At 61.0% G+C, this 12,394-nt stretch carries 9 protein-coding genes; 5 read left to right on the top strand and 4 right to left on the bottom strand.

Annotated features, from left to right (window positions below; all coding sequences use genetic code 11):
* The 3 genes from ADK28_RS32990 to yebS all read right to left on the bottom strand — a co-directional run.
* Positions 1-864, bottom strand: an 864-nt coding sequence (locus ADK28_RS32990; RefSeq protein WP_414711756.1) for an NOL1/NOP2/sun family putative RNA methylase, incomplete at its 3' end; no start/stop codon positions are given.
* Positions 865-1,026: 162 nt separating this feature from the next.
* Entirely contained in the window at positions 1,027-3,657 is a 2,631-nt protein-coding gene (locus tag ADK28_RS13415; protein ID WP_015377667.1) for a PqiB family protein, read from the bottom strand.
* Complete coding sequence (gene yebS, locus ADK28_RS13410; protein WP_028128162.1) at positions 3,626-4,873, bottom strand: membrane integrity lipid transport subunit YebS; 1,248 nt, start codon at positions 4,871-4,873, stop codon at positions 3,626-3,628. Before yebS ends, ADK28_RS13415 begins: the two co-directional genes overlap by 32 nt.
* A 255-nt stretch (positions 4,874-5,128) precedes the next feature.
* On the opposite strand from yebS, the gene ADK28_RS13405 reads away from it, so the two are divergent.
* From ADK28_RS13405 to ADK28_RS13385, 5 genes are all read left to right on the top strand, one after another.
* Positions 5,129-5,626, top strand: a complete 498-nt coding sequence (locus tag ADK28_RS13405) for a GAF domain-containing protein (RefSeq protein WP_033640540.1) — start codon at positions 5,129-5,131, stop codon at positions 5,624-5,626.
* Between the two features lie 96 nt (positions 5,627-5,722).
* Entirely contained in the window at positions 5,723-6,433 is a 711-nt protein-coding gene (gene proQ, locus ADK28_RS13400; RefSeq protein ID WP_004931497.1) for an RNA chaperone ProQ, read from the top strand.
* Positions 6,434-6,452: 19 nt separating this feature from the next.
* Positions 6,453-8,501 carry a carboxy terminal-processing peptidase gene (gene prc / locus ADK28_RS13395; RefSeq protein ID WP_033640537.1) on the top strand — a complete coding sequence of 683 codons (2,049 nt, stop codon included), beginning with the start codon at positions 6,453-6,455 and terminating at the stop codon, positions 8,499-8,501.
* A gap of 309 nt (positions 8,502-8,810) precedes the next feature.
* Entirely contained in the window at positions 8,811-9,695 is an 885-nt protein-coding gene (gene htpX, locus ADK28_RS13390; protein ID WP_016927998.1) for a protease HtpX, read from the top strand.
* A 338-nt stretch (positions 9,696-10,033) separates the two neighbouring features.
* A complete protein-coding gene (locus ADK28_RS13385; protein WP_048795872.1) occupies positions 10,034-10,741 on the top strand; it encodes a hypothetical protein in 708 nt (235 codons plus the stop codon).
* A 90-nt stretch (positions 10,742-10,831) separates the two neighbouring features.
* On the opposite strand, the gene ADK28_RS13380 is transcribed toward ADK28_RS13385, so the two are convergent.
* The gene (locus tag ADK28_RS13380; RefSeq protein WP_048795871.1) at positions 10,832-12,226 is read right to left on the bottom strand and encodes an MFS transporter; all 1,395 of its coding nucleotides are present in this window, start codon (positions 12,224-12,226) and stop codon (positions 10,832-10,834) included.
* Positions 12,227-12,394: the final 168 nt, after the last annotated feature.

The raw sequence follows: 12,394 nt of genomic DNA, 5'->3' as shown, positions 1-12,394 counted from the left end.
CAGACGGGCGACGAAAAAGCCTTCGCTGTCGTAAATCTGCGGGAAGACGTGCAGGAAGCCTTCGGCGGTCAATGCCTTGCCGGCGCCGGGGAACAGCTCACCCAGCGGCTCGACGCTGACCGCGTCGCCATAGGTGTCCAGCAGCCAGCGCACCACCTGCTGATTTTCCTGCGCATTGAGCGTGCAGGTGGAATAAACCATCACGCCGCCCGGCGCCAGCGCATGAAACGCGCTGTCGATCAGCTCGCGCTGGGTGGCGGCGATCTCGGCGACGCTGTCCGGCGACCAGTTGCTCATGGCGTCCGGATCTTTACGCACCACGCCTTCACCGGAGCAGGGGGCGTCGAGCAGAATGGCGTCGAAGCTTTCCGGCAGCGCGGCGCCGAACACCCGGCCATCGAAGTGGGTCAGCGCCGTGTTCTTCACGCCGCAGCGGCTGATATTGGCGTGCAGCACTTTCACCCGACTGGCGGAGTATTCGTTGGCGACGATGCCGCCCTGGTTGCCCATCAACGCGGCGATCTGGGTGGTTTTGGAGCCCGGCGCCGCCGCCACGTCCAGCACCCGAGTCGGCGCCGCGTCGCCGGCGAACAGCGCGCTGACCGGCAACATCGAACTGGCCTCCTGAATGTAGAACAGACCGCTCAGGTGTTCGGCGGTGCTGCCCAGACGCAGTTCTTCATCGTCGCGCTCGATCCAGAACCCTTCCGCGCACCAGGGAATGGGCTCCAATCGCCAGTCGTAATCCTGCACCAGCGCCAGGAAGTCGGCGACGCTGATTTTCAGCGTGTTGACGCGCAGGCTGCGGCGCAGCGGGCGTTGACAGGCGGCGATAAAATCGTCCATCGCCAGCTCGGGGGGCATGATGGCGCGGGTGGCGTCAAGGAAAGCGGGGGGCAGAAAAACGGCGGTGGATTTGGCCACGGGGCGAACTCTCAGGGTGCAATAAAGACAAGGGCGAGAGTTTATCACAAAGCGGAAAAAAACAGGGCCCGGCATTGCCGGGCCCTGAGGAAAACGCGAAAGTTAATCGCGCGGAATGGCGGTGCCCCAGGTTTTCCAGTCCTTCGGCTCTTCCGGATTCAGCAGGAAGTGCTTGTTCGGCGTCGCTTTCGGCGCCAGCGGAATAGTCGGCGGGGTGGCGAAGGCGATACCGCCGCGAATGAACTGCTGGAAGGTGCCGCTCTTGATCACGCCGCCGGTCAGGCCGAACTGCAGGTTGTAACCCGACGCCAGCCAGAACACGCTGTTGTTGCGCACCAGATGTTGATACTTCTTGCTGATGCGCAGCGCAACGTGCACCCGGTCGGACATGGCGCCAAGGTAGAAACCGGTGATGGTGCCGACCTCCACGCCGCGGAACAGCACCGGCGTGCCGATCTGCAGCGAGCCGGTTTCGGCCGCGTCGAGCACGACGCTCAGGCCATCGAGATAGCGCGAGTCGGTGATGCTGGCCTGCTGCAGCTCGAAGGTGCGCAGCTCGCGGCCGCGCCCCGGCTCCACGTTGATATAAGGTTGAAGCAGGGTATCGAGATTGCTGACGCCGGCGGCGGAGATCTCCGGCGACACGATCGAGAAGCGGCTGCCCAGGCGCGCGAAGGTCTGCACGTATTCCGGATACAGCACCGCTTTGGCCAACACTTCGTTGCGCTCCGGCGCCAGCTGCAGCGACTCTACCTGTCCGACGTCGATGCCGAGGTAGCGCAGCGGCATACCCGCCGACAGCTTGCTGGCGTCGTAGGTTTTCAGCGTGATTTGGCTGCCCACCGCGCGGGCGGCGGTTTCGCTGGCGTACAGCACGCGGTTGGCGCCCTTGTTCAGCGTCACGCCCTGTAGATTATCGAAGCTGATGGCGCCTTTCAGCGCGCGGTTGAGCGGCGAAGCCTGCACCGTCAGGCCGCTGCCGTTGAGCTGCACCTTGGCGCCGCCTTCGGCCCAGAAGATGCTTTCGCGGGTGAGCAGCTTGCGGTATTCCGGGCTGATATAGACGTCCACCTCAAACTCGTTGGCCTTCGGCCGAACGTTGACGATCTCGCCCACCTGGAATTTGCGGTACAGCACTACCGAGCCGGCCTGCACGTCCGGCAGGCTGGTGGCGCTGAGGGTCAGGGTGGTGGCGGGGGCGTTGCCGACGATGCCTTCCTCGGCTTTTTCGCTGTTGGCGTACAGCGGGTATTGGCCGCCCGGTTCCCCCTTGCTGCCGGGAATAATGCGCACGCCGCCGTCTACCCATTCCTGGGCGCTGGCGCCAAGCACTTCCATACCGTCAATGCCCAGCTTGACGTCGAGACGACTGTTGACCACGAATTTGCTGTCTTTGTGCAGCAGGCCGCGGTACTGCGCGTCGATGGCGGCGGTGAACACCACGCCGCCGGCGGTCAAGGTGCGGCTCAGGATCTGGCCGACTTTCACGCCGTGCACCACCAGCGGCTGCCCGACGTCGATGCCGTAGCTTTGCGGCGCATTCAGCGTGACGGTCAGCACGCCAGGCTGTTGCAACAGCGTTTCGCTGCTGTCCAGCACGTTGAAGCGCTGCTGCGGCTCGCCTTCGCCCGGCACCAGCTCCAGCGTGGTACCGGTCAGCAACTGGCTAAGCTTGGCGTCGTTGAGGCTGATGCGCGGGCTGCGCATCACGATGCGGGTGCCGCTGCGCATCAGATCGACCACCGAAGGATCGATGGTCAGTTCACCGACCACTTTGCTGTCCTGTTGCAACGTCAGCTTGGTCAGGGTGCCGACCTGCAGCCCCTGGTACATCAGCGGCGTGCGGTTTTCGCTCAGGCTGTTGCCGCTCGGCAGATCCAGCAGGATATTGACGCCGCGCTGGCTGTGGGCCAGATCAGGATACAGGGTATAGCTCTGATCGCCCTTGGCCTGCTGGCCATCGGCCGGAGAATCGAAGGCAATGGCGCCGTTGACCAGCGCCGCCAGGCTCTCCATCTGCACCGTGGCGCCGGACAGGCTGAAATCGCCCTTGAAGCCGGAAACGTTCCAGAAGCGGCTGTTGCTCTTCACCAGGTTGGCGAAGCGGCGGTCGATCAGCACGTCGATGGTCACGCCCTTGTTGCCTTCGCTGATGGTGTAGTCATACACCTTGCCGACCGGAATTTTACGGTAGTAGACCAGCGAGCCGCTGTTGAGCGAGCCGAGATCGTCGGCGTGCAGGTGAATCATCAGTTCACCGGTGTTCAGGCGGTACTTCGGCTGGGTATCGAGCGCGGTGAAATGGGTTTGCTCCTTGCCGCTGCCGGGCATCATGCCGATATAGTTGCCGCCGACCAGCGCATCGAGGCCGGACACCCCGGCCAGCGAGGCCTTGGGCGTCACCAGCCAGAACTGGGTGCCTTCGCGCAGCGAGTCTTCCAGATCGCTTTTGATGCTGGCTTCCACCACGATGCTGCGCAGATCTTTGCTCAGACTGATTTTTTGCACCGTGCCGACCTCAACGCCCTGGTAGCGCACCGGCGTGCGGCCGGCGACGATGCCCGCCGCCGATTGGAAATCGATGGTGACGGTGGTGCCGCGCTCCTGGACATTGTTATAGACCAGCCACCCGGCGATCAGCAGGGCGATGAACGGCAGTAACCAGAACGGTGAAATGCGGCGTTTGTTCTTGACCCGCGCTTCAGTCGGTGTAGTCGGCGTTTCCTGTTGCATGTGCATCCCAAATCAATCGGCTATCGAGCCATTCAACGGCAAGAATAGTCAAAATGACCGCCGAGCCAAAGTAAAACGCGGCCGGTCCCATAGTAAAAGATAACAGTTGATCGCGATTTACCAGCGACATCATCAAGGCGATAACGAACAGATCGAGCATCGACCAGCGGCCGATCCAGGTGACCAGGCGCAGCAGACGAATGCGCGTCTTCAGACTGTGCGAGGTTTTGAAGTGGATGCTCAGCAACAGCGTGATCAGCACGATCACCTTGGTGAAGGGCACCAGCACGCTGGCGATGAACACGATGGCGGCGATCGGCACGTTGCCGGAGGTGGCCAGTGAGACCACGCCGGAGAAGATGGTGTCTTCCAGCCGCACGCCGTTGGCGTAAATGATGGAAATCGGCAGCAGGTTGGCCGGTATCAGCAGGATCATCGCCGCGATCAGCGCCGCCCAGGTTTTCTGCAGGCTGTAGGGCTGGCGGTGGCACATCGGCACATGGCAGCGCGGGCAGCGGCCGCGCGCGTCAGGGTAGCCGGTATAGTGGCAGGACAGGCAAATATGCAGCGCCGCCGGCGGGCCTTCCGGCTGTTCCTGCGGATAGTAACGCTCCCACAGCTGCTCCAGGTTAGCGTGGATCAGCGTCAGGATGCTGAGCAGGGTGAGCGACAGGTAGGCGATCAGCGCGCTGCCCGCCTGAATGTCGGCGTAATCCTGCACCTTGATGGCCGCCACCGCCATGCCGATCAGATAAATGTCCAGCATCACCCACTCTTTGAGCCGTTCCAGCATCAGCAGCACCGGGCGCAGGTTCATGCCGAGCGCGTGGCCGAAGCGCAGGTACAGCAACGACAGCGCCAGCGTCAGCGGGGCGCCGAGGGTGCAAAACGCCACCATGCTGGCGGTGAGCGGATCGCCCTGGCGGCTCATCTGCCAGATGCCCTCCAGCAAACTGGCGTCGATGCGCGTGCCGAGCAGGCGGATGCTGATCAGCGGTTCGGTGAAGGCGAACGGCATCAGCAGCAGCATGGTGATCGCCATGGCGGTCAGACGCGTCATCGACCAGTCGCGGCCGTGCACCACCTTGGCGTTGCAGCGCGGGCAATAAGCGGCCTGATTGCCGCTGAGCGGCGGCAGCATGAACAGCAGATCGCACTCGCAGCAGCGTTGGTGGCGCGCTTTGGAAAGGGGGGCGGTGATCGCGTGTATTTTCATTTTTGACAAGTCGCTGCCCTTGAGCCCGCCGGAACTGTCAGCGTAGCTGAAAAATAAACCGGCCGCGTCACTGGCGATCGGGCGCCGGACGGTAAAACGAGGTAAACCGGGATTCTGAGCGGCAAACATACCCCGAGCGACGGGGTTTTGTGAAGCAACAGATGATTAACCTTGTGGCTATACGCATTTAATGCTTATTTTATAGGGCCTAAGCTTTGGGCTTCTGGCCATCTTCACTGTTTCAATGGTTATCACATGACAAAAGAACAATTCTACGCGGAATTAAAACGTGATCTGAGCGCGTTGCTCGGCGGGGAGACCAACTTTATCGCGGCGCTGTCCAACGCCAGCGCCTTGCTCAACGAGCGTCTGGATGACGTGAACTGGGTCGGTTTCTATCTGATGGAGGGCGATCAGCTGGTGCTGGGGCCGTTCCAGGGCAAGATCGCCTGCGTGCGCATCCCGGTGGGCAAGGGCGTGTGCGGCACGGCGGTGGCGGAAAATCGCGTGCAGCGCGTCGGCGACGTGCATGCGTTCCCGGGCCATATCGCCTGCGATGCGGCCAGCAACGCGGAAATCGTGCTGCCGCTGGCGGTTGGCGGCCGGACGATCGGCGTTTTGGATATCGATAGCACGGTTTATCAACGCTTCGACGAACGGGACGAAGCGGGCCTGAAAGCAGTGGTGGCGGGGCTTTGTGAGCAACTGGAACAGTGCGACAGTGCGAAATATGTGACTGTGGCGGCAAGTTGATCGACGGTTAACGTGGCAATTACCGATGGCGTCATTATAATGACGCCTGTTCATGCCTGTGGCTTGTTGGCAATACCGTTGTAATCAGGAAATTTCATGGAAAATCAACCTAAGTTGAACTCTAGTAAAGAAGTCATTGCTTTTCTTGCCGAGCGTTTTCCGCTCTGCTTTAGCGCCGAAGGCGAAGCTCGTCCGCTGAAAATCGGTATTTTTCAGGATTTGGTAGAGCGCGTGCAGGGGGAAGAGAATCTCAGCAAAACGCAATTGCGTTCTGCCCTGCGCCTGTACACCTCAAGCTGGCGTTACCTGTACGGCGTTAAAGTCGGCGCGCAGCGCGTCGATCTGGACGGCAATCCGTGCGGTGAACTGGAACAGCAGCATGTCGATCATGCTCGCCAGCAGCTTGAAGAAGCCAAAGCGCGCGTTCAGGCACAACGTGCCGAACAAAACGCCAAAAAACGTGAAGCCGCCGGCGAATCCGCCGATGCTGCGCCACGCCGTCCGCGTCCAGCCGGTAAAAAGCCCGCTGCACGTCGCGAAGGCGGAGCCGCGCCGGAAAACCGCAAGCCGCGCCCACAAACTCGCCCACAGCCCGCTCGCCAACCTCGTGCAGCCAAAGAGGAAAGCCAGCCGCGTTATGCGCCAGTCACGGATATCTCTAAACTGCAAATTGGCCAGGAAATCAAAGTCAGAGCAGGCAAGAGCGCGATGGATGCTACCGTACTCGAAATCGCTAAAGATGGCGTACGTGTGCAGCTCTCTTCCGGTCTGGCGATGATTGTGCGCGCAGAACACTTGCAGTTCTGATACGGAGGCCAACCCAGGCATGAACAAATTCGTCAGATTAACAGCGATTGCAGGGCTGCTGTGGGCGGGTGTCAGTTACGGCGCGGAAACAGCCAACATCCGCATCGGCCAACTGCCCCAACTGCAACAGGAACCCCAGCACGCTACGGTGAGTGAGCGCGTTACCTCGCGCTTCACTCGCTCTCATTACCGCCAGTTCGCCCTTGACGCGGAGTTTTCAGGCAAGATCTTCGATCGCTACCTGAACATGCTGGACTACAACCATAACGTATTGCTGGCTTCCGACGTGGCGCAGTTCGCCGGCAAACGCAATCAGGTTGGCGAAGAGCTGAAAACCGGCAAGCTGGACACCTTCTACGCGCTGTTCAATCTGGCGCAGAAACGCCGTTTCGAGCGTTACACCTATGCGTTGTCGTTGCTGGACAAGCCGATGAACTTCACCGGCAACGGCACTATCGATCTCGACCGCAGCAAAGCGCCGTGGCCGAAAGACAAGACCGAGCTGGATAGCCTGTGGGATGCGAAAGTCACCTATGACGAGCTGAACCTCAAGCTGACTGGCAAGACCGACAAAGAAATCCGCGACACGCTGACCAAGCGTTATCAGTTCGCCATCAAGCGCCTGACGCAAAGCAACAGCGAAGACGTCTTCCAGCTGGCGATGAATGCCTTTGCGCATGAAATCGACCCACACACCAATTATCTGTCTCCGCGCAACACCGAGCAGTTCAACACCGAGATGAGCCTGTCGCTGGAAGGCATCGGCGCGGTGCTGCAGATGGATGACGACTACACCCTGATCAACTCGATGGTGCCGGGCGGCCCGGCGGCGAAGAGCAAGGCGATCACCGTAGGCGATCGCATCGTCGGCGTCGGCCAGGCCGGCAAACCGATGGTGGACGTGATCGGCTGGCGTCTGGACGACGTGGTGTCGTTGATCAAAGGGCCGAAGGGCAGCAAGGTGCGCCTGGAAGTCCTGCCGGCCGGCAAGGGCACCAAAACCCGCGTGGTCACCTTGACCCGCGAGCGCATTCGCCTGGAAGACCGCGCGGTGAAAATGACCATCAAGACCGTCGGCAAAGAGAAGGTGGCGGTGTTCGACATCCCAGGCTTCTACGTTGGTCTGACCGATGACGTGAAAGTGCAGCTGCAGAAGATGGCCAAGCAGAACGTCAAGAGCGTGATCATCGACCTGCGCACCAACGGCGGCGGCGCGCTGACCGAAGCGGTGTCGCTGTCCGGCCTGTTCATTCCGAGCGGCCCGGTGGTGCAGGTGCGCGACAACAACGGCAAAGTGCGTGAAGACGCCGACACCGACGGCGTGACCTACTACAAAGGCCCGCTGGTGGTGCTGGTCGATCGCTTCAGCGCCTCCGCCTCCGAGATCTTCGCGGCGGCGATGCAGGATTATGGCCGCGCGCTGATCGTCGGCGAACCGACCTTCGGTAAAGGCACCGTGCAGCAGTACCGTTCGCTGAACCGCATCTACGACCAGATGCTGCGCCCTGAGTGGCCGGCGCTCGGTTCGGTGCAGTACACCATTCAGAAGTTCTACCGCGTCAACGGCGGCAGCACCCAGCGCAAGGGCGTGACGCCGGACATTCTGATGCCGACCGGCGTCGATCCGGCGGAAACCGGCGAAGCGTTTGAAGACAACGCCATGCCGTGGGACAGCATCAATGCGGCGACCTACAGCAAGACCGGCGATATGACGCCGTTCGAGCCGGAACTGCTGAAAGATCACCAGCAGCGCATTGCGCAAAATCCAGAGTTCCAGTACATCGCGCAGGATATCGCGCATTACAAGGCGCTGAAGGATAAACGCAACATCGTGTCCCTCAATCTGGCGGTGCGCGAGAAAGAGAACCACGATGACGACGCGACCCGTCTGAAACGCATCAACGAGCGCCTGGAACGCGCGGGCAAGAAGCCGCTGAAATCGCTCGACGATCTGCCGAAGGATTACCAGGAACCGGATCCGTACCTGGATGAATCTGTGCATATCGCGCTGGACCTGGCTCATCTGGAAAAAGATCAGCCCGCTCAGCAGCCAACGCCGGCCAAATAAGGCCGCCTACGGCAGGATGAAAAACGCACCTTCGGGTGCGTTTTTTTATGGCGACGCGAAGGCCCGCCTCCCTGCTGGATGAAGGGAGGCGGGCTGATGCATCGCCTGACAAATTTAGGGTAAAAAAACCTCCGCCTTACGCAACAATCGTTTACAATTTGCCAAATCCCGGTCGCGCGCCGTTTTTGTAAAGTTTCGTATTTTTAGTAGGTTAATGACGCGCGACTCTTGAAACTGTGACGAATGCCCATACGATCTAGGGTATCTTAGACAGCGTTTTGTTAACATTTATGAGGAAGTAAACATTTTATGATGCGTATAGCTCTGTTCCTGCTCACCAACCTGGCGGTGATGTTGGTTTTCGGGCTGGTGCTCAGCCTGACAGGAATCCAATCCAGTAGCGTTCAGGGCCTGATGATCATGGCCGGTCTGTTCGGCTTCGGCGGCGCTTTCGTGTCGTTGCTGATGTCCAAGTGGATGGCGCTGCGCTCCGTCGGCGGGGAAGTGATTGAACAACCGCGTAACGAAACCGAAAACTGGCTGCTGGAAACGGTACGCCGTCAGTCGCAGCAGGCGGGCATCGCCATGCCGCAGGTCGCTATCTACCACGCGCCGGACATCAACGCCTTTGCTACCGGCGCACGCCGCGACGCCTCGCTGGTCGCCGTCAGCACCGGCCTGCTGCAGAGCATGAGCCGCGACGAAGCGGAAGCGGTCATCGCGCACGAAATCAGCCACGTCGCCAACGGCGATATGGTGACCATGACTCTGATTCAGGGCATCGTGAACACCTTCGTCATCTTCATTTCACGCCTGATCGCGCAGGTCGCCGCCGGTTTCCTCGGCAACCGCGACGGTGATGGCGAAGGGGAAGGCAACGGCAACCCGATGATTTACTTCGCGGTGTCGATGGTGCTGGAACTGGTGTTCGGCATCCTGGCGAGCATCATCACCATGTGGTTCTCGCGTCACCGCGAGTTCTATGCCGACGCCGGCTCCGCCAAACTGGTGGGCCGCGAGAAGATGATCGCCGCCTTGCAGCGTCTGAAAACCAGCTATGAACCGCAGGAAGCGGGCAGCATGATGGCGTTCTGCATCAACGGCAAATCCAAGTCGTTCAGCGAGCTGTTCATGTCGCATCCGCCGCTCGACAAGCGTATCGAAGCGCTGCGTTCCGGCCAGTACCTGAAATAATCGGCTGAATGAAAGGAAAACCCCGGCTTGCCGGGGTTTTTTTATGGCATACCTGAACCGCTTGGTCAGCGGCGGTGACGGATTCAACAATGAAATTCGGCAATGAATGAGGTAAAGCGCCTCACCAAAGTCTACGGGCGTTAATGCTGCGCAGCAGCGTCCGAAGTCCCTGAAGCCCACCTGCAAATAGCGTCTTTCTGCCTCTCAGCCTGGGCAGGTGCGGTGCCCGTTCTCCCGGTGAGTGGGTAAGCCGCATCGTGCTCGGTTACGGCCGGCTGTTTGGCTTTGGAGGCGCATGTTATATGCTTTGGCGCTATGACATTTGTCCCTGAGGCCCTATGAAAATCAACCATCTTCCCTTACTCAACGGTGATGAGGTGCCGGCGCGCCTGGCCGAATTGGCTGGCGGTGTCGCCGATGCGGTTGCGGAATTGTTCAACCGGTATGATGACGATGCTGAACAGCCGGTTATTCGCTGGCATTCGGGCGATCTTCACCTCCCGGCATTTTTCCCCGATGAGCACGACAGCCACGAGTACGATTACCTGATCGTGGACGGCGATGTGATCGTGGAAGGATGCCTGGCGGTGTCACCGCAGCGCGAGGACAGCGGCATTGTCGTGCTGGGTCGGCTGCAGGCGGATACGCTGATTTGCTGGGGCGGACTGGTCGTGCGTGATGATGTCCGCATACGCCATGCCTATTGCAGCTCAGGAAACGACGGCGCATTCGTGGTGGGGGGAGACCTGACCGCGCTCACTCTGGTAGAGACGGGGGAGTTTATCCATGTCCATGGCGATCTCGACGCGCGGTGTCTCGCTTCGTTGCAGAACTTCGTTCAGGTTGACGGAGACACGCGCTGTGATTGCCGCATCGACAGCGCGCAGGCCGAAGATCTGATAAAGCGGATGTTCGCCCCTGGCTTACTGAAGGGCTTCGAGGGGGTGGATAACGACGGCCAACGCATTGTTGGCTGGTATCCGGATGACGACGCCTATTTAGCGTGTCTACGACAAGGCCGCAGCCCTTTGAGGAGCGGCGACTGACGCCAGGCCTGCATCGCACTCGACGCGGCCCGGCTCAGGCAGGCCGCGTCGGTTTTAAAATCGATTGGGTTTCGGCTCTTTCAATGTCCTCTATTTCGCCTCGCGGCGGGGCTGCGCCGTTTGCGCGGTCGATTGGGTGATGCGCAGGCCGCTGACCGCCGCCGCCAGGGTAGCGAACACGCCTGCCAGGATCAGCGAAGCGTGGGTGCCGGAGGTAGGGAACAGGTTGAACATCAGCGCCACCAGTGCGGCCCCCGAGGTTTGCCCCAGCAGGCGGGCGGTGCCCAGCATGCCGCTGGCGCCGCCGCTGCGGTTGCGCGGCGCGGCGGAGATGATGGTGTGGTTGTTGGGCGACTGGAACAGGCCGAAGCCGGCGCCGCACAGCACCATGCGCCAGATGATGTCCATATTCGACGGCGCCGCCGGCAGCAGCGCCAGCGAAAACAGCCCGAGCGCGAACACCGCCAGCCCAATGCAGCCCAGCAGGCCGGCGTGCACGCGCTCCACCAGCCGACCGGCGATCGGCGCCATCACCACGATCGCCAGCGGCCACGGCGTCAGCAGCAGCCCGGTCGCCACCTCGTCGCGGCCCAACGCGGTTTGCAGGAAGAACGGCAACGACACCATCGCCAGCATTTGCGCGGCGAACGAACAGATTGAGGTGCCCATCGACAGGGCGAAGATCGGGATGCGCAGCAGGTCGACGGGCAGCAGAGGGAATTCCTGGCGCAACTGACGGCGCACGAACACCGCGCCAATCGCCAGCAGTGCGGCGATTTCGCTGAAGATCAGCGTCAGGCTCTGGCCCTGGGCGAAGCCGCTGATGGCGGTGATCAGCAGGCCGAAGGTCAGCGCGTTCAGCACCGCGCTGGTGGGATCGAAACGGCGGTTATCGCTTTTTTGGCCGTTGGCCGGCAGGAATTTCATCCCCAGCAGCAGCGCGACGATGCCGATCGGCAGGTTGATGGCGAACAGCCACTGCCAGGACGCGACCGACAGGATAGCGGCCGCCACCGTCGGCCCGGCCGCCGAGGAGCAGGCGACAATCAGCGAGTTGATGCCCATGCCGCGGCCGAGAAAACGCTGCGGGTAGATGATGCGGATCAGCGCGGTGTTGACGCTCATGATGGCGGCGGCGCCAAAGCCTTGCAGCACGCGGGCGATGGTCAGGGTGAGCAGCGAGTCGGACAGTGCGCAGAACAGTGAGGTGATGCTGAACACCAGCAATCCGGCCTGATAGATGCGGCGATAGCCGACCAGATCGCCGAGCGACGCCAGCGACAGCAGAGACACGGTGATCGCCAGTTGATAGGCGTTGACCACCCAGATGGAGCTGGCCGGGCTGGCGTTGAGATCGCGCGCGATGGTGGGCAGCGCCACGTTGGCTATCGCGCCGTCGAGCACGGATACGGTAATGCCGAGGGCGATGGCGAGGATCGCCCCATAGCGTTGCGGGACGGGGAGGCCGTCGGAACAAGGACGCATGTTGGTCTCAGCGGTATTTATTCAGGGGAGTATTATCATGCTAATCATATTCGCCCGTGATTGCATGCCCCTTGTCCGCTTAATTGTAAACGGCGGTGAGCGGGCCAACGGTTATCCATTTGGCTTCAATTGCTTAGCGTTCAGCCGCGTTGCGCGCTGCGATCTGTT

This window comes from Serratia sp. 506_PEND (assembly GCF_001076875.1).
Lineage (GTDB): Bacteria > Pseudomonadota > Gammaproteobacteria > Enterobacterales > Enterobacteriaceae > Serratia > Serratia marcescens.
The sequence above is the reverse complement of the archived record's forward strand: the minus strand, read 5'-3'. Positions and strand labels throughout refer to the sequence as shown.